The sequence below is a fragment of the Hydrogenophaga sp. genome (assembly GCF_025699295.1).
Classification (GTDB): Bacteria; Pseudomonadota; Gammaproteobacteria; order Burkholderiales; family Burkholderiaceae_C; genus Hydrogenophaga.
The window spans coordinates 1-17,713 of record NZ_JAILWB010000029.1 but is presented as its reverse complement, the minus strand read 5'-3'; the positions used below and the strand labels follow the sequence as shown (position 1 = coordinate 17,713).

The window sequence follows — 17,713 nt, the reverse complement described above, 5'->3', positions numbered from 1 at the left end:
CTTCAATCGCAAGCGATTCTGGCCGCGATCTTCATCTGCGCTGGCGTTGCGCGACGCCATCCCTGCGCAGTCGGCTGCCAGACCTCACCCGACTCCATATCGATCGCCAGCCATTTTTGTGGGCATCGCGTGTGCAAACTCAGCTGCTGAAGCTCGTTGAGCTCGGGCACAAGCGATCCGTCGCGCAAGGTGCGGCCGCGCGCCGAGGCGACCCAGTGCTGATGCCCATCGCGGCGAATGCGCCCTTGGGCGGCTGCCTCCTTGATCAGCACCGTCGCAAGTGCGTCCGCTCGCGCTCGACTCCGAGGCGAGGTCAGCGCTAGCAAACGTTCCGAGAGATCGGATCGCCGAAACCGCATGTTGCCGACGTGATCAAGCAACTGGGACAGCGCGCCGCGTTGCTGCGATGAAGGGACCAGTTTCTGATTGGGCATGTGCTGGGCTCGTAGGGTGAAGGCACGATGGGCGATCGGCGACCGCAACGGTATCGTGCCAGATTCAGGACTTGGGATACGCGCGCGCGACCACCTCATCCAGGCGCTCAGCAGGAAACTCCAAGTAGGCGCGACGTTCAAGCCACGCCCTGATAGAGGCGGTGATCCGGTCATAGTCCACCGCGCCCAACCCCTCGTAGTCCCGTACGAAGCGCACGTCATCGTCTTCCACAAAGTCCTTGTACAGGCTGGACGAGGTCAAGTTCACCGTGTGGCGGCTCGTCTTCTCGTCGCGGTACACGGCAAGCCAGTACGCGACGCCCTCAATCGAGGCTACCGTACCTGGCGGGTGGTTCATGAGGACTCGCCGGACGTCCTCCATCGCATCGACGAACAGTGCGTGCGAAGCAACCTCCTCGTCGTGCGCCTTCTCCGCAAGCACTGGCGCGAGGTCTTCATGGCTCCAGCCCTTCGCCTTTGCCAGTTGAAACATGGTGGCGATGTGAGGGCGGGTTGCGTACTTGTTGGGCATCGGAGGGATTCCTTTCTGTGCTCTCAAGCTACAGGAGGAACCCCCTCAGTCAAGGCGATGAAAACTAACTTTTCATGCGTGCACATCAGCGTGACATACCCGTTCCGATCCACATTGCGACACCTCGTCCAACAGGGGCCACGCCACGGGAAAACCGCACACAAATCCAGCACGCCCCGGGTCTCACCCAAGGGTGAAAACACCGCGTATGCGGGACAATCTGCAAACTGATCCAATGAGCCCACAAAGTCGAGATGTCAGCCGTTCACACACAGCCCCATCAAAAGCAGCAACTGAGCCTCGCATTGGACTTTGACGACACGTTGCCCCCACAGGCGTATAACGAGCCGATCGATCAAGGACCTGTCCTCTGCGAGATCGAAGCCGCAGAAGCCCATGCAGAGAAACGGCGCCGGCAAAGCCTTGGTGACGTGCTCACGAAGGTTGCGGTCATCGAGGTCATCCTGCAGGGAGGCTTTGCGGGCAAGGGCAGGGGCATCAACAGCAAGCTCGACTCCAGCCGATACAAGATCCCGAGCGACCTCGACAAGCGTCTGCGCTACATCGACGCGGTGCGCAACATGGCCATCTACGAGCCAGCCTACGAGATCCCCAATCGCGAGCAGTTCCTGATCATGTGCGAGCAGGCAGCAACAGAACTTGTCCTGCTGGCCAGGAAGGGTCGGATGCAAATGCCGGCCGTTGGCTCCGTCTGGACACGCCTGGCAGGCTCCTTCGAATGTCTCTGGCAAGGTGCTCGCCTCGGCCGTCCCAATGCGCTGGCCCGCTGAGGCACAAACCGGCAAGCCAACTGGCAGAGCCTGGTCAATTCGATTTGGACAGACCCAAGAGGGGTTAGAGCTGGTCTGCGGCCGCCGGCAACTGGGTTAACTAGGTCTGGGTGCGCTACGCCTAGCGCTGGTCAATTTGGTTCGGGCGGCCCAAGCAGGCGTCAAAACGGGTTGGAGCTTGCCGGCGACAGGGTCAACTGGCGCTGGGAACTGCCGGGAGCTTGAAAACCAGGTGTCCGAGCCGTTCCGGGTCCGCCCGCTCGCAAGTTGAGGGGTCTGCCAGTTGACTCGAAGGTGGCCTTGAGCTACGATGATCTTGTGTAATACTAAAGTTTACATAAGACAGATCGTAGACTATCGAGCGTCTAGCGCCGATAGCTCTCAGGCACCAAGGCTTTGGCTGGATGCTGTGCAAAAACGTTCTGGCTCTGGGAGGAAAAATGACGCGCATACGTCGGCTGGAGATCTGCAACTTTCGCTCGATAAAGGCGATGGATTGGATGCCCTCGGCGGGTATCAATTGCCTGGTCGGTCCCGGAGACAGTGGCAAGTCAACCATCGTGGACGCCATCGATCTATGCCTCGGCGCACGACGCAGCGTCGGCTTTGCCGACACGGACTTCCATGGGCTTGATGTCACACAGCCCATCGTTATCGCAGTCACCTTGGGTGAGTTGCCAGATGAGTTGTTGAGCCTGGAGGCTTACGGCGATTTTTTGCGGGGGCACGATGCGGCCGCTGCACAGATTGAACCTGAGCCCAGGGCCGATATCGAGACCGCGATAACAGTGCTCCTCGAGGTTGGCGCAGACCTGGAGCCATCTTGGCTGCTCTACTCGGATAGAGCGCAAGAGCAAGGCCTGGAACGTGGTCTTGCTTGGAAGCATCGCACCGCCCTCGCCCCTGCACGCATTGGCAACTATGCGAGCGCCCATCTGTCCTGGAGCCGGAATTCCGTGCTCAACAGGCTGACTGGCGAACGCCCCGATCTCGGCGCAGAGTTGGCTCGTGCTGCACGAGACGCGAGGACTGGATTCGGCAACCAAGCTGGCGCTCAACTGGCTGAGACGCTTCAGGTGGTGACGCGTACCGCCACGGCACTGGGTGTACCTGTGGGCCAGGCTCAGGCCATGCTCGACGCGCATGCTGTGTCCATTGGCGATGGTGCGATTGCTCTGCACAGTCAGACAGGCATTCCGCTGAGCTCGCTGGGGACGGGATCGGCGCGCCTCCTCATGGCCGGCCTGCAGCGCGAGGCCGCTCAAGCGGCCACCATCGCACTTGTGGACGAAGTCGAGTTCGGCCTGGAGCCCCACCGGCTCAAGCGCCTCCTGGATTCCTTGGGGGCAAAGGACGTGAACTCGCCCCTTCAGGTATTCATGACCACACACTCGCCCGTTGCGCTACGCGAGCTGTCTGGGAATCAGCTGTGCATCGTCAGGAGCGAAGGCGCTCGCCACGTTGTTCGGCCCGCGGGCGCGACCGATCAGGTGCAAAGCATCCTGCGCGCGGACCCCGAAGCCTTCCTGGCGAAGTCCATCCTGGTCTGCGAGGGGAACAGTGAAATCGGATTGGCACGGGGCATCGACCAGTATGGCGTGGAAGATCTCAACCAGACCTCGTTTTTCGCGCTCGGAGGCGCGTACGTCAACGCCGGCGGCAGCACGCCGGACCTGTGCCTGGAGAAGGCGCTCGTCTTGCGCAGGCTGGGTTACAACGTAGCTGCGTTCATCGATGCAGACAAGGCGCCCACGCCTGAACTCCTTGCGATGCTTGCCGCCGAGGGTGTTGACTTGCTCACGTGGCGAGCGGGGCGTGCCTTGGAAGACGAGTTGTTCATCAGCATGTCGGACGCTGCGATCGATTCTCTGCTGCAATACGCCGTCGAACGCATCGGCCGCAACGACGTGGCCGAGCACATTCGGTCCAAGTCCGAGGGACAGCGGACCCTCGAAGCCATTGAGGCCGAAAGAGCGGCGCAGGGCGTCTACACGGCAGCAACGCGTGAGCTTCTGGGCCGCGCTGCCCGCGTCAGCAAGAACGGCTGGTTCAAGACCGTGACCGCTTATCAACATGTCGGCCGCCGGATCGTCGGACCACAACTGCAGAACGCGGAACCTGGATTCGTCGCGGTGATGAATCGGCTGTGGACATGGACCCATGCCGCCTGAACTCGATCTGTTCGAGGTCGCCCGCGGGTCGGTCACTGCGCCGGCGGGTTGCGGCAAGACGCAGCTGATCGCCGACACGCTGGCGGTGCATACGGGCAGCAAGCCCATTCTGGTCTTGACCCACACCAATGCCGGTGTCGCGGCATTGCGGGCGCGTATGGCCAAGCGGGCAATCCCCAGCTCGGCCTACCGCATCTCAACGATCGACGGGTTTGCGATGCGTCTTGCGGGCAAGTTTCCGCTGCGCAGTGGCCTTCCTGCTCAGACGCTGGAACTCGCCAATCCAGGCCAGGACTATCCGGCGATTCGAGAGGCGGCGGCCAACCTGCTGCAGACCGGACACATCAACGCACCCCTGCGAGCCACATATGCAAGGCTTTTGGTTGATGAATACCAGGACTGCAATGCCGCGCAGCACCGCCTGGTGGCCTGGGCTGCGCAGACCCTGCCGACCTGCGTGCTCGGCGACCCTATGCAGGCGATTTTCGGGTTCGGCGGCAACCGCCTGGTCAGCTGGCAAGCCGACGTAGAGACGCAGTTTCCTCCGGTTGGCATGCTGCAGACGCCGTGGCGGTGGCGGCTGGCCGGCACCGAGGATCTGGGGCAATGGCTATTGAACGCTCGCGCGCAGCTTCAAGCCGGACAGGCTGTGGACCTGCAGGGAGCGCCACCTGAGGTGCAATGGGTGCAGTTGAACGCTGCGACGGCCGAAGAGCAGCGCCGGGCCGCAGCGAGGACGCGTGGCCGAAACGCGCAGGACAGCGTGGTGATCGTTGGCGACGCGACCAACCCTCGAGGCCGCTACCAGTTGAGCAGCCAAACACCAGGGGCGACCGTTGTCGAGCGCGTCGACCTCGTCGAGCTCATCCAGTTCGCACGGACGTTCGACCCCGCTCGCGATGATCCGTTGGGGCAACTGGTCGAGTTCGCCGCGAGCCTTATGACCGGCGTCGGTGCGGCCGCGCTGCTGCAACGTGTGCAGGTTCTGCTGCATGGCAGGCCGCGCAATCCCCCGACACCGATCGAAGCCGCAGCCGTGGTGTTTGCGCGAAGCCCCAGTCTTGCCGAGGCCTCGCGTCTGTTGCAGGCCTTTGCGCGGCAACCTGGAACCCATGTCTACCGCCCCGAAGTCCTGCGCTGCTGCCAGGCGGCGATGCAGGCAGCCAGTCGAGGCGCATGCACCTTTTACGCTGCCGCCCTTCAGGCGCGCGAGCGGCAGCGTCATATGTGCCGGCCGGTGGGGCGACGGGCTGTTGGCAGCACGTTGTTGCTCAAAGGTTTGGAGGCTGATGTAGCGGTAGTTCTTGAGCCCCAGGCCATGACCGCCCAACACCTCTATGTTGCGTTGACGAGAGGCGCACGCAAGGTCGTGGTGTGTTCGCCCACCAGCATCCTGACGCCTCGCGCAGGTGGTTGAGCCCCGACCCGAGCCGCGCGCACCAGCTTCATTTCGGACACACCTCTAGATTGGCAAGTGCACACGGAGAAATGCATGGGAAGGCGAAATCAAAAGGAAGTCGGCGAATTGGTTCAACTGATCTCGCGCATCCCCTGGTGGGTGTCGCTGCTCTGTTCCGTGATCGCCTATCTGGTGCTGCACTCGTTCGCCACCTCCCCTATCCCGCCAGTCACACAGCCGGGCAAGGTGGGGCCAGCAATCACAGGCTCGATCTGGCGCGGGCTCGCAATGGCTGGCCAGTACCTCGTCCCCCTACTCTTTGTCGCCGGCGCGCTGCTCTCCGTATTGAGGCGCCGCGAAGGCAACGCGCTGGTCCAGCACGTCGCCAAATCGCCTGACGCCTCAGGCCTGAACACGATGACCTGGCTGCAGTTTGAGCGCATGGTGGGTGAGACCCTACGCCGCATGGGCTACCAGGTTGTCGAGAACGGCGGAGGTGGAGCCGATGGCGGCATCGATCTGCACGCGACCAAGGGTGGCCAGCGCTTCGTCGTGCAGTGCAAGCAGTGGCGAACCTATCGGGTCGGCGTGAACGTGGTGCGCGAGCACTTCGGCGTGATCACAGCTGAGGGGGTGGCGGGCGGCTTCATCATGACGTCGGGAAAGTTCACCCAGGAGGCGATCGACTTCGCAGCTGGAAAACCCATCACGCTCGTCGATGGCGAGCAACTGAGCAGGGCCGTGATCGCGGTCAGCAAGTCAGCGCAGCCCCAACCGAATCGCTCGTTTGAAGCGGCGCCTCGCGCGCAGGCGAAAGTGCCATCACCCGACTGCCCGGTCTGCAAGGGTGAGATGGTGATGCGCCAAGCCAAACAAGGCAGCAAGATCGGGGAATCCTTTTGGGGCTGCAGGCAATTCCCGAAATGCCGGGGCACTAGGCCAGCCTGAACCAGGCACGAAGGCATCTGCCATGCAGCGGACAGTCCTCCTGTGGGTGTTCATTGGGGTCACCATCGCGATCCTGGCGGCCATCAAAGCAGCTGGCGCGGCGTACCCCGTCGCGGCTTCCTACGCTCAAGACTCGATGGGTCTGCTTCTCGGCAGCGCGACGGCAATCATGCTGGTCTGGGGCGTGCTTCGGCGCCGCGCATTGAAAGAGCACTTTCCAGAGGTGCTGCGCGCTACGGGATGGCTCCTCCTGGCATGGAGCGCCATCGGGTGGTGGAACGTCGCGGCCGAGGCGGGTGCGCTTGGCGCATCGCTTTTCTTCTTCCCCGTGGCGATGCTGGCGGGCCTCGTTATCGCGATGAACCAGGAGGAGCGCAAGCCCCCCTCTTCCCTGCCCTAGCCTAGCTTGGAGCCTTCCCCATGGCGCGCCGCCCGCGAGCCTCATCTGCCAGTGTGTCCAGCGGATCGAAGCCTTCGAACCTGTCCACCGCGGCTTCGGTGAGGATAAAGGCCCACCACGTTTGGGCCGTATAGCGCACGCGCGACTTCTGCTGCCCGCGCGAATGGGGCTCGACGCCACGAATGACCATCCCGTGCTCGGTCACCGATCGGACCTCGGCGCGCAGCAACGCCGGCAAAACTTCGTGCGCGGGGCCACCCATGAGGCGCGCCACCAGCATGTCCACATCGCCGCGCTGCTCACGGCACAGGAGCAGGTTGCCCTGCACGGGCTCAGACGGCCGTGGCAACGGCGCGCCAGCGGCGCGTAAACGGTAGACGGAGGCGTGCATAGACTGTATAAATATACAGCCATAATCCTCAAAGCGGCAGGCGAACGTCGGAGCTGGGGTCGGCCGGGCCATGACGAAAAAGCTCGACCTCCGGCACGCGGATCAGCGCAGCAGCCTCACTCGAAGACCCCGCCAGCCAGGTCAGCCAGTCAGCGCGCTCAATAGGCACCACGCTGCGCTTGTCCTGCTGCTCTGCTGGCAACACCGCGCCAGCTCGATCAACCTCTGGCTTGTGCATCAGTGCAAGCAGTGGATGACCATCGCAGTTCTGCGTGACCATGGTGTAGTTGGGAACGATCTCGCCAGTCACAGGGTCGGTCCAGGTGTCGTAGAGCCCGGCCAACATCCACGGCTCGCCGTCGGCACGCGAGAAGCGCCATGCAACGTGCACCCCTCCTCCCCAATACGGCTCCTGGTACCACCTGGCAGGGATGAGGCATCGGCGACCGCTCAACCAGGCACGCCGGAACGTGAATGCGGTTGCCATGCGCTCGCGCCGCGCGTTGTTGGTGCTGAGGCGCGCGCCCTTGGTCTGCTTGCCCTTGGGCTTGGCGCGCGGGATGCGCTCGGGCGAGTTGGGGGGAATCATCCCCCATTGACCGAGCACCGGCAGCATGTCGGCGCCCACATACGCGCCCATGGCAAACGGCCCCATCACCGGCTGCGGCTCCCAAGGAAGACGGTCATCCAACTCCAGAAGAGCTTCAAGCTCTTCGTTGCTGAGGGAGCCGTAGACGTTGCACATGGAGACCGCTAGAACCCGTACGGGTGCTCAGACCATGCCTTGAGAACGCGGTAGTCGTGCTCAGGCAGCACGATCAAGCCAGCCTCGGCATCCGCCAGGACACGCTGGCCAGAACCATCGTGCACCCGGTTGCCGTGCAGCATGTAGAAGTACCAAGCGAAGGGCACCTTCACGCGACGGTCAAGCGTCTGCAGCTTGCTGAAATGGCCGTAGCAGTCGCCCTTGCGGCTCTCAATCTCGGCCAGCTTTTTGTCGAAGGTCCACAGCGGGACGTAGCTCAAATGCCGCACCCCGGTGTTCGGGTCGGTCCAATCTGAGAACGTCAACGCCCAGTGATCGCAGAAGCGCTCGCCGCTTCTGCCCGCGCTTGAAGCCTGCCAGTCCAAGAAGATGCGCCGCAACTTTGCCGGCACCTTGTCCCAGCCAGGGAACATCTCGTCGTGCGTGCGCACGTCAGACTCGTCGCTCCTGCCATCCCGATAGCTCCCTGTAAGGTTGTAGCGTCGCGCGCGCAGTCGCTCGCGCAAGTGCGCATCCTGCCGCTCGGCCAGCACGACAAACGCCTCCACATCGACAACCTCATCCAGCCGGTATCGAGGCGAGCCCACGGGCCGCTTCATGGTTTCATCCACCGGGTCGCCCTGGATCTCCAGCAAATCTGCGAGCGTGCGCGGCTTGTCCCAGACGTAGCCAGAAAGGGCAACTCGGTCGATGCGCTCGTCTTCCAGGTAAACGGTGGCCTGCGCGAAATCAGCAGGGTTCGCCCCGCCTCGGTCGCTAACCAGGTAGAGCTTCGTGAGGGAACACCGAGAGAACAGATAGCCCTCCGCGCGCACGCGCTCAAGCGTGGCGTTTGCGTCGCCTCCATCGGCCTGCAGCTGCTCACGCAGCCAAACCTCATGGTCATCGTGAAGCACTACACCTGTGTGCGACAGAACTTTGCAGCGCGAAAGGTAGTAGCTGCCATCGCCGCCGCGGGTGGTGGCCACCCTCGCCTCGCTCATCTTGTCGAAGGCACGCATCGTTTTGACCAAGGCCGCGTGTTTGGCATCGGGAACACATGCAGCTACAGCCTCAGCCAAGCCGGGCAGATCTAGGTGGTAAGGATGCGGTGCAGTCATTGCACAGCATGCTACTTGAGCCGAGCCCAGAATCAAACACGCGCGCCACGTCGCCGGCCTTGCGCGAGACCGTTGAGAGAGCGCAATACACTTAGGATGACGCGCAAGCCGCGCGTCGAGTTCGCAACGACAAAATGGAGCGTTTCAAGAATGGCAACTGCAAAGAAGGCAGCCGCGAAGGCTGCACCCAAGAACTCTGCACCCAAGGCCGCCAAGAGCGCGGCGAAAGCAGCGCCAAAGGCAACGGCAACGGCAACGGCAACGGCAAAGCCTACCGCTAAACCGGTCGTTCAGGCGCCCACCGCGCTCAAGCCGATCAAGGAAACCTTCAACAAGACAAGCCTGGTCAACCACCTGGTGCAAACCTCCGGAGCCGATGCAAAGACCGTCAAGGCAGTGCTCGGCTCGCTGGAAGCGACCATCCTTGCCTCGATCGCCAAGAAGGGCGCTGGCACCTTCACCTGGCCAGGCGTGCTCAAGGTCACGGCTCTGCAGGTGCCGGCCAAGAAGGCTCGCAAAGGCATTGACCCGTTCACCAAGGTGGAGCGCATGTTCGCCGCCAAGCCAGCTTCCGTGAAGGTCAAGGCCCGCTTCTTCAAGAAGGTCAAGGACGCCGCGCTGTAAGCAACAAACGCGAAATGACATAGGGCTCCCTCACGGAGCCCTTTTTCATTTCCGATGACCTGAGGCGTTCTACTCGAAGCCCCGCAAGGTCGCGAGCATCACCTCCAACTCGTCGGCGGCCTCTGCGTGTAGCGCGGCAGTCCGCGCATCCACAACAACACCGCTGGGCATGCGGTTCGATTCAGCGCAGTCCCTCAGCGCATTGATTGCAAGGCGCAACGCGTCAGTCGTGGTCATTGCGAGCACCTTTCAGCAACTGCGAGGCGGCGAGTTTGGCAAGGGGCAGAGTGGCAATTGCCTACCCCCGCGCCAACACTGAGCGAAGGTGGGCATCGTCCTTGCGGATGGCAACGTAGTTCGGCCCAGAGCGGAAGTCGTTGTGCTTGTAGGTCCACTCATCGAAGGCTATGCCACCCTTCTGCACACGACCAACAATGTAGCCATGCTGCTCAAACAGCTTGTAGAAGTCGCGCATGAGGAATTTCGCGTCGCCATGCGTGTAGCCATACTCGAACTGCACCACACGAATCGCTTGCCGCCGCAGCATCGCGGCAAAGCCCTCCAGGACCAAGTGATCGGCGCCCTCAACATCAATCTTGAGGAAATCAATCTGCTCAATGCCTTTTTCGGCGCAGTAGCTATCGCCTGCGCGAATCGTGGCAGTCTTGATTAAAGACTCGAGTTTCCGATCGTGATAGGTGGCGTCCACCAGCAGGGTGTTGACCTTTGAGTCCTCACCGTAGTCCTTGTACTGCACTTGAGCGTCGCGATCCCCCATGCCCATGTTGTTGAGGACGAAGTTCGGCCCCTTCAGATTCGCACTCAGGGTCCGGAACGTGCTGGCGGACAGTTCAAAGCAATGAATGCGCGCTTGAGCAAAGTACTTGACTGCGGTCAGCGACCACTCGCCCACGTTGCACCCAACGTCGAAAACTTCCCTGAACCCCTCGCCGGATAGCTTCTCGAGCAGCTCCCGCTCCCCGTTCTTGTTGAAGTCATAGGAGTAACCACGCAAGGAGTCGATTGCACCTTGGAGGATCTTGACCAGCACTGTGCTGGGGTCGCGGTAAGCCTTGCGGAGGCGGGCTTTTAGGGATTTCGATTGGTTCGACATCGGCCTATTTTAAGGACGGGAGGGCCGCGTCTCACGTCAAGGCCAGGCAGGCGTAGCCCGGCCATGCATGCAGCTACGTCATCGTGGTGGTCATTTGAGAGGTACGGGCCTAGGTGGGCGCGGCCGTCAGGCTTGGCCTTGTCATCAATGCCTCACGCATCACGAGAATCGGCTCGCGCTATCGACGCGCGTCAACCCACTTCCCATCCACCTCCCTGGCGAGACCAATAGAGACAAGCGTGTCAAGCAGCGTTGGGAGCCGATCTCTCCACCTGCCGCGTCCGCTAAAGTGACCAGCGACCTCTTCCAGATCGAGGCTACGACCAGACGTAGAGAGGACCGCCGCAACGGATTTGATCTGCTCCGATATGCCCGACGCCCAGGGCCGCTGAGAGATCGGCTTGGAGACAACGATCTGCTCAGGCTCCACAGCCATTTCCTCCGAAGGCGTTGCACTCTCGATGGCCGCTTGGACACCCGCCCCGGCGTTCTGGAACTCCGGTCGGAGCCAACGGATGGTGCCTGTCGCCTCCTCGGCGGCTCGGCGAGCGTTCAACTCGACCAATCTACCAAGGAGTTCATCGGTATCGGCTGGCATGGTCAAGTCTTTCCAGTCGTAGGCTTCAAGCACTGCCGCGTCCAGTTCGTCATGCAGGCTCTTGAGAACGCCCACCAGGCCATGTTCGTAGATGACCTTCTCCTTGCTGGTCAGCGCCTCTCCGCTGCGTAGCTTCGCCAGCACGTTGTAGAGGCCGGTCAGTGTTACCTCGGCATGTGCGGCCTGGCGGGCCTTGCGGTGGGCATCGATCTGCTCAGCAAGCGCACAGATTCGGTCTACGAGTGCGGGAGTGAGGCCGGTATCGCCTGAGGGGAAAGGGAACGTCTCGAAGCAGACGGACTTGTTATAGACCGGTCGATCTTCCAGCGTGCCGCCTGTAGCAAGCGACCAGGCAATGTGTACCGAACTGGATAGCACGCCGAGTGACAACCCGTCGCCTAGAGCGATGGCTATGAGCTTGTGATCGGGCAGAACCTTCGCATCAAGGAACTGAAAAGTCCGGTGCTTTGCCGTCTCGACCGTGGCGATGTACCTATGCAGCCCCGTCAAGGCGCCCCTGAGTTCAGCTCTGGCCCGTCCATGAAGCCACCAGCGTTCTCGGAATGCCTTGTCTCGCTTGGCGTCGCGTTCAGGTTTCACGTGATCAAACAAGTGCTGGTAGACAGCTGGTGCCTCAGATCTGAGCTGGTCTATATCCCAGCCATAGGTGTCGATAACCGATACGCCTCGGGGCTTGTCCGTGAGGTCCCGTCCATTGCGATAGTCGCGAATAAGGCGACCTGCGAGGGGTGATGGCAAGGTCTGGATCAACTTGCCTGCTGCATGGGGGTCAATGATGAAACCGGCTCCTGCGAGCATCACACCCATGCTGGTTATGCCTCGTGCCGCCATCAGTGAGCGAACCGATGTGAGGGCTGCGCCAACTTTGAGGTTGGCATGGATCAAGCCGGCCTTCTCATGGAAGGTCACGGCCATCTCGCCGTCCTCTCCAACTTCCTCCGTCTTGATCGTCAGAAGGCGACCTGGTTGGGATGCTGCCGCGAGCACAGTCATGGCAATACGAACGGCTGCCCCGTCTGCACTATCGACCCACGGGTGGTCGGGTATAGCGAACGCGAGGTGAACCGCTGGCAGACCCTCCAGCACGGCCTCGACCACTCTACGATTGAAGATCATCGTCAAGCTATTCGTCGTGATCAGGCCCATTCGATGTGCCGCGCGACTACGGACAGCATTCCCTGCGTTATGCCACCAGTACATCACGAAGTCGGCACTCTCTGGCACGGCTGGCCACGCGCTGCGCAAAGCGTCAACGTAGCCGTCTCCCAATGCCTCGCGCATCTTCAGCTTGCCAATGAACGGAGGGTTGCCCACTATGAAGTCCGCCTGCGGCCACGCTGCTGGGCGCGGGTTGACGTAGCGCCATTGCGCCACTTGCGCGGTTTCGTCGGGCACCGGCTTGCCGGTTACGGGGTGAGGCCTGGTGCTGCTACCGTCCCAACGGGTGACAGGGCGCCCGAAGGCATCCGTCATCGGTTCCTTGCGGTCATAGGCGAGCACGGCGTCGCGATGCTCGATATTGCCGTAGTCATGAACCACGGGCTCAGCCACACTTGCGTGTCCATTGGTGCGGATGTGCCACTGCAGGAAGCCAATCCACAGCACCAACTCGGCGAGTGCTGCCGCGCGCTCGTTCAACTCTATGCCGCGCAATTGCTGGAGGGTCACGGTCTCTCGGCCCAAGTCCAGGGCTTCCTGGGTGTCGCCCAGGGCATCGAGTTGGTTCAACACCTCGCCCTCAAGGCGCTTGAGGTGCTCCAGCGTCACGTACAGGAAGTTTCCGCTACCGCAAGCTGGATCGAGGACGCCCAAGGTGCATAGGCGATGCAGAAAGTCTCGAACCTGTTTGCGCGCGTCAGCCCACTTGGCACGCACTGCCGCATGGTGTCGATCAAGTGCGCTGAAGTCCTTCTTCGATTTCACCTTTGGTGGGTTGGCCTCAAGTTCGGAGGCCTCTCGCGCCAACGCCAGCGCAGCAGCTTGCGCGTTCGTCCAATCTTCACGCAGAGGATCGATCACTGTTGGCAACACAAGGCGCTCGACGTACGCGCGAGGCGTGTAGTGCGCCCCCAACGCGTGGCGCTCATTTGGATCGAGGGCCCTCTCGAGCAACGTTCCGAAGATTGCAGGCTCCACATCACGCCAGTTCGCCCTCGCTGCCTTGGCGAGAAGATCAATCTGATCTGTAGAAAGCAGGAGGCTGTAGCCAGGTGCGTCGGCGCCCTTGAAAAGCTTTCCGTTGAATCGGAGAACAGGCTTGACCAGCGCGGTCGAGAAGCCGCCTCGGTCCATGTCAATCCAAAGGCTACGCAGCATTTGCTGCACCGCCTCCGGGTTCTCCCGGTGTTGCTGTAGGAGCTTGAGAAACGAGCCTTTTGGGAGTAGTTCAACGTCCTCCGCGAACATGCTGAACAGGCATCGGCACAGGTACGCGGCAACCACTTCAGGCGTGTGCCCCGCGCCCTCTAGGGAGCGGGCCAACTGTGCGAGCTGCGTTGACACTTCGCGCGTGACCTTGGCAGTGACCTTGGCTGGGTTGAGCTCGTCAGGCTGAGTCCAGATCAGTCGCAGGCGTTCGAGCACTCCGGGCTTGATGAGGTCGCTCAGCAGGATGCGATGGCTGCGCGGGTCGGGAAATGGGGTGTACGTGCCTCCGGTGCGGCTGAACTCCGCGTAGACCTCGATCACCGTTCCCACATCGACCACGAGCACGAAGGGGGGCCTGCCCTCCTCCGCCGGCAGGGCCCGCGCATAGTTCTCGCCCTGGCTTCGAGCGCGAAGGAGCCCGTCGTCAAAGCCCTTGGTGTGGGACCCAGCCTTGAGCTTCTTGGCCTCCAGGACGAAGTGACCCCTCTTGTAGCAGTCGATCCGCCCTGCACTGCTTGTGCCGTCGCCGTGGGTGAAGGTGACTGGGCGCTCGAACATGTAGTCTTGCGCCTGGCTGGCGTGTGGCTTTGGCACGCCAAGCAGGTCGCACAGCTCGATCACGAACGACTGCGCGGTTGCCAGCTCACTCGCTGTCACCCCCTGCCAACGCTCCACAAATGCCTGGATACGAGCCTCTGTACTCATCAGACAATCATACGGGTGGGCAATGCTGATCCGCGTACTCGTCCGGTGAACCAACCATTGAAGCGTTAATGCCGGTGCACGTAGACAGCGACCAGCCTGCGGTCGCCGCAACCAACGACCCGGTGCTTGCTGTTGGCCGGGTCGAGGCTGAGGGTGTCATGACCTGGGCGGGCAAGTCGCTGGAAGGGTGTGCCAACAACACGACGCCAGGATGGCGCCGCGGTGCCAGCGGCGCACGTAGCCACAGGGGAGATCACCTGGTAGCTTTCGGCGTCAGATCTTCGGGAAGTCGTGATCGGGGACTGCAGGGGTTGCCTTCTCGGCCGTGAATACGGCCTCCAAGACTGGAAGCAGCTTGAAGGCCTCGGTGCGCAGTAGCGTCTCCGGCTGGTCCTGCCTCTTCTTGCCGTCAACATCGAGCAGAACATCGAAGGACGAACCAAGAAGAACAGCGCTCTGCAGCTGTTCGAACTGAGCGGGCGCCATCATGACGGATGCGGTGGGGGCCTTGATGCAGATGAGGCGGCCGATCGCGCCCTCTGGGGGAGTTAGGTCCTCATCACCCTGGGCGTAGATCCAGACGTAGAAGGGGACCGTCCTCACGTCTAGCCCGCCGTCAGTAAAGACCTTGCGAGGCTCCACCACCCTGGCGCGCATCTTGACGATCGTCTGGGATCCGGTCACTCGGGTCGAGATCTCGACTGCGGCATCGGTTGATTCGAGGACCAGGCTTACCGGAAACATCTCTTGCGTGGGATCTGTGCCAGGGGTTGTGTCTTTGAAATCCATGTTGGCAGCTTACAGGTGAAGTGGCGACCAGACCAATCGGCAAAAAGCGCAGGACTGGCGCGGCACTATGGCAAGCGGGGGAAGGGGTGCTGCCTGCGCCCATTAAGATGCTCCTGCTCCAACTGATTGAGGGTGACTATGAAGCTACGAACGCTTGCGGTGTGGTCGGTGTCCGGTCTTCTCGCTCTGTCGGCCCAGGCCTTTGATCTCAAGGGAATCGCGCCGGGGATGAGTAAGGCAGACTTCGTGGCCAAGTTCGGTGAGTCGCCCGTGCGCGGACTCACGATCGCAGACATCCCGTCGCGACACAAGACCACCACCGTGATCTTCGACGACAACGATCGACTGTCATCGCTGTACTTCTTCTTCGAGGCCGATCACTTCGACGACATGAGGGACGCGGTCAAGGCGAAGTACCCCGCCTTGCGGTGCACGAACTCTACGGTCTCCAACCGGCTCGGCGCAAAGTTCACGCAGACGAACTGCACGCTAAACGACAGCACTGGAAGACTGTCGCTCACCAGGTACAACGACACCCTAGACGGCTCGGCGCTGACCATCTACTCGAGAGAGGAGCTGGAAGCGATCCGGCAGCACTACAAGAACCGCAAGAGCAAGGACATCTGATCGAGTCGCCGACCTGGTGCTGGGAGATCGCAGACCACGGCCAAGTCATAGCGGACGATCGCGCTTGTAGACGTGTTCAGTGGGCGCACTGGCAACAGTCGACGTTGTTCTATTAGAGTGCTCCCAAAGACTCCGCTCAATCCCGATGTCCATTTCTCCCAGGCTACTCAGTGCCGTGGCAAGCGAGCGGCCGCCCGCACCAGTGCACGTGTGGGATCTTGATCGACATGCAAGTTGGCACCAGGCCATCTGGCGCTTGATGTCGGACTTCATCGGACCTGACGTCAAGAAGACATTCCTCAGCAACCCACCCGAGTACCTGGTCTCCGATGACTTAGGGTGGCTGGATGACCTTGTGCTGCAGGTCCGCGGCATCCAAGTCGATTCGAAGGCCGAACTGGCAATTCGGCTGCTGGGGCGCTACCGCGCGATTCGCTCCTGCCACGGTACTTCCGCGCCATCACTCGATCCGTTCTACGAGCATGGAATTCGCCCCCTGGTGATTGCGCAGGTCTATGAACAGGCGCGCCAGATTTTTCTCGGGGGCAACTACCCGGAATTGTCGGAGGACAACCTGATACGTGCTTCGGATCACGTGGGCCCTCTCACAAGGGAGGGACGTGTCTACTTCGAGGCAAATGAGTGGTTCCTGAAGGAAATGTGCGGGCACTACATGCTCTATGGAAGCGAATACTTGGTCGCACTTGCCGCAAACCTCGGGGGTACGCGTGACTACCGGCGCGTCCTGAAAGGGCGCTTCGCTCCTACACTTTTTGTGTGCGACGTACCGCTGCTGCACATTCATCCCGGCACGATGGCGGAGTTCGCTGGCATTGCGCTTCAGTCGATTTTCCAGGAACTACTGGATGGTCCTGACTATGCGCCTGACAAGTGGAGTGGCTGTGGCTTCAGCATTCGGGTGCCGCTGGAGGCGTCCTGCATTGTTGGACACTACCACCCCGACATCACACGCGACCCGCTTCGGTAGGTTCAGGACCCTCACCTCGACCGATGCTTCTGCGAGGCAATGTGGCATGTTGAGATGTGAGTAGAAGGAAGCGCAGTCCCCTCATGACGCGCGCAGCAACTCGTTGAGCCGGCTCAGCAGTTTCGCGGGTACGTCCAGCCTCCTCGCGTTGGCGCGCACCGGCCGGCAAAACCGCTCGTGGATATAGAAAACCTCCCCCGTGCGGCGCACCGGCACGATGCGCCCGCCCAGTGAGCGCCACAGGCGATTGAACAGACGGGGGTTGGATGTGTGGATGGGGTGTGGCATGACGCGGCTCCTGTTCAGGTTCGGGGACGAATCGGCGTCAGGCCGTCCGTGAAGCGCTCAGCGTCGGCCAACATGTTCAACTCCGCTGCCCAGGCCTCGCGCAGCGCGCTCGCATCCGTTCCGGGTACATCCTCGTCCTCCAGGTAGAGACTCAGCCCAACCAGCTCAGGAGGAAGGTCCAGGGCGTGCAGGCCGCAGCCGTGCACCCGTTGGCACTCGACGCGCAGGTTGTAGAGCGGATCCGAGAGCACTTCCAGCAGGTTGGGCAGCGGGCCCACGTGCAGCGTGCTGCCGTAGTCACTGCTCCAGCGAACGGCGTCCGGCAAGTCCAGCGCCCGCAGCAGGCCGCGGCGCCCTCTCATGAGCACGATCAGCCTGTTGACCAGGGCATCGCGCACCAGGTTGTGCTCGTGCTCGATCTCTCGCAGTGCATCGGCCGTGCCCTTGCTGATCTTGAAGCTGCGCGGCTTGATGGCCAGCGTTCGGGCTCCTCCCAGGCGGCGCAGGGCCTGGGAGATGTAGGCCTTGGCCTGATCGCTGTTGCGCTTGCCGGCCAAATCTTCCCGCAGATGCTCCATCTCGCAGCACAGCACGTGCTCCAGGAAGGGGTCTCCTCGTTTTCAGTGCAATAAGTGACGGTACGCAAAGCTAGCACTGGCG

The 17,713-nt window shown here is 61.8% G+C and carries 19 protein-coding genes; 8 read left to right on the top strand and 11 right to left on the bottom strand.

Going from position 1 to position 17,713, the window contains the following annotated elements:
* Positions 1-2: 2 nt before the first annotated feature.
* On the bottom strand, positions 3-434 hold the full coding sequence (locus K5880_RS22145) for a hypothetical protein (protein WP_297657799.1): 432 nt from the start codon (positions 432-434) through the stop codon (positions 3-5).
* A 64-nt stretch (positions 435-498) separates the two neighbouring features.
* Positions 499-966, bottom strand: coding sequence for a hypothetical protein (locus tag K5880_RS22140; RefSeq protein WP_297657796.1), 468 nt, complete (start codon positions 964-966; stop codon positions 499-501).
* 254 nt (positions 967-1,220) lie between these two features.
* On the opposite strand from K5880_RS22140, the gene K5880_RS22135 reads away from it, so the two are divergent.
* The 5 genes from K5880_RS22135 (at position 1,221) to K5880_RS22115 (ending at position 6,675) form a co-directional block, all read left to right on the top strand.
* On the top strand, positions 1,221-1,757 hold the full coding sequence (locus K5880_RS22135; protein WP_297657793.1) for a hypothetical protein: 537 nt from the start codon (positions 1,221-1,223) through the stop codon (positions 1,755-1,757).
* 404 nt (positions 1,758-2,161) lie between these two features.
* Complete coding sequence (locus tag K5880_RS22130) at positions 2,162-3,928, top strand: ATP-dependent endonuclease (protein WP_297657790.1); 1,767 nt, start codon at positions 2,162-2,164, stop codon at positions 3,926-3,928.
* Positions 3,918-5,345, top strand: a complete 1,428-nt coding sequence (locus K5880_RS22125) for a UvrD-helicase domain-containing protein (RefSeq protein ID WP_297657787.1) — start codon at positions 3,918-3,920, stop codon at positions 5,343-5,345. The genes K5880_RS22130 and K5880_RS22125 overlap by 11 nt, the downstream gene beginning before the upstream one ends.
* Before the next feature lie 75 nt (positions 5,346-5,420).
* Positions 5,421-6,275, top strand: a complete 855-nt coding sequence (locus K5880_RS22120; protein ID WP_297657784.1) for a restriction endonuclease — start codon at positions 5,421-5,423, stop codon at positions 6,273-6,275.
* 22 nt (positions 6,276-6,297) lie between these two features.
* Positions 6,298-6,675, top strand: coding sequence for a hypothetical protein (locus tag K5880_RS22115; protein ID WP_297657781.1), 378 nt, complete (start codon positions 6,298-6,300; stop codon positions 6,673-6,675).
* Position 6,676: 1 nt separating this feature from the next.
* On the opposite strand, the gene K5880_RS22110 is transcribed toward K5880_RS22115, so the two are convergent.
* Genes K5880_RS22110 through K5880_RS22100 form a run of 3 tightly spaced genes read right to left on the bottom strand, consistent with a single transcriptional unit; the run spans position 6,677 to position 8,932 of the window.
* Positions 6,677-7,066, bottom strand: coding sequence for a hypothetical protein (locus K5880_RS22110; RefSeq protein ID WP_297657777.1), 390 nt, complete (start codon positions 7,064-7,066; stop codon positions 6,677-6,679).
* Positions 7,067-7,094: 28 nt separating this feature from the next.
* On the bottom strand, positions 7,095-7,811 hold the full coding sequence (locus K5880_RS22105) for an SOS response-associated peptidase family protein (protein WP_297657774.1): 717 nt from the start codon (positions 7,809-7,811) through the stop codon (positions 7,095-7,097).
* Positions 7,812-7,819: 8 nt separating this feature from the next.
* Positions 7,820-8,932: a hypothetical protein gene (locus tag K5880_RS22100; RefSeq protein ID WP_297657772.1), complete on the bottom strand. Its 1,113-nt coding sequence runs from the start codon at positions 8,930-8,932 to the stop codon at positions 7,820-7,822.
* A 150-nt stretch (positions 8,933-9,082) separates the two neighbouring features.
* On the opposite strand from K5880_RS22100, the gene K5880_RS22095 reads away from it, so the two are divergent.
* Positions 9,083-9,556, top strand: a complete 474-nt coding sequence (locus tag K5880_RS22095) for an HU family DNA-binding protein (RefSeq protein ID WP_297657885.1) — start codon at positions 9,083-9,085, stop codon at positions 9,554-9,556.
* Positions 9,557-9,625: 69 nt separating this feature from the next.
* On the opposite strand, the gene K5880_RS22090 is transcribed toward K5880_RS22095, so the two are convergent.
* The 4 genes from K5880_RS22090 to K5880_RS22075 all read right to left on the bottom strand — a co-directional run bounded on the left by K5880_RS22090 (position 9,626) and on the right by K5880_RS22075 (position 15,150).
* Positions 9,626-9,793, bottom strand: a complete 168-nt coding sequence (locus K5880_RS22090; protein WP_297657769.1) for a hypothetical protein — start codon at positions 9,791-9,793, stop codon at positions 9,626-9,628.
* A 61-nt stretch (positions 9,794-9,854) separates the two neighbouring features.
* On the bottom strand, positions 9,855-10,670 hold the full coding sequence (locus tag K5880_RS22085; protein WP_297657766.1) for an FkbM family methyltransferase: 816 nt from the start codon (positions 10,668-10,670) through the stop codon (positions 9,855-9,857).
* A gap of 178 nt (positions 10,671-10,848) precedes the next feature.
* Positions 10,849-14,361: a DNA methyltransferase gene (locus K5880_RS22080; RefSeq protein WP_297657763.1), complete on the bottom strand. Its 3,513-nt coding sequence runs from the start codon at positions 14,359-14,361 to the stop codon at positions 10,849-10,851.
* A gap of 273 nt (positions 14,362-14,634) precedes the next feature.
* Complete coding sequence (locus tag K5880_RS22075; RefSeq protein WP_297657760.1) at positions 14,635-15,150, bottom strand: hypothetical protein; 516 nt, start codon at positions 15,148-15,150, stop codon at positions 14,635-14,637.
* Positions 15,151-15,288: 138 nt separating this feature from the next.
* Here K5880_RS22075 and K5880_RS22070 point away from each other — a divergent pair, with 138 nt between their 5' ends.
* Both K5880_RS22070 and K5880_RS22065 read left to right on the top strand, forming a co-directional pair.
* Positions 15,289-15,777, top strand: a complete 489-nt coding sequence (locus K5880_RS22070) for a hypothetical protein (protein ID WP_297657757.1) — start codon at positions 15,289-15,291, stop codon at positions 15,775-15,777.
* 145 nt (positions 15,778-15,922) lie between these two features.
* The gene (locus K5880_RS22065; protein WP_297657754.1) at positions 15,923-16,765 is read left to right on the top strand and encodes a hypothetical protein; all 843 of its coding nucleotides are present in this window, start codon (positions 15,923-15,925) and stop codon (positions 16,763-16,765) included.
* An 81-nt stretch (positions 16,766-16,846) separates the two neighbouring features.
* On the opposite strand, the gene K5880_RS22060 is transcribed toward K5880_RS22065, so the two are convergent.
* The gene (locus tag K5880_RS22060; protein ID WP_297657751.1) at positions 16,847-17,053 is read right to left on the bottom strand and encodes a hypothetical protein; all 207 of its coding nucleotides are present in this window, start codon (positions 17,051-17,053) and stop codon (positions 16,847-16,849) included.
* A gap of 14 nt (positions 17,054-17,067) precedes the next feature.
* On the bottom strand, positions 17,068-17,646 hold the full coding sequence (locus K5880_RS22055; RefSeq protein WP_297657748.1) for a hypothetical protein: 579 nt from the start codon (positions 17,644-17,646) through the stop codon (positions 17,068-17,070).
* Between the last annotated feature and the right edge of the window lie 67 nt (positions 17,647-17,713).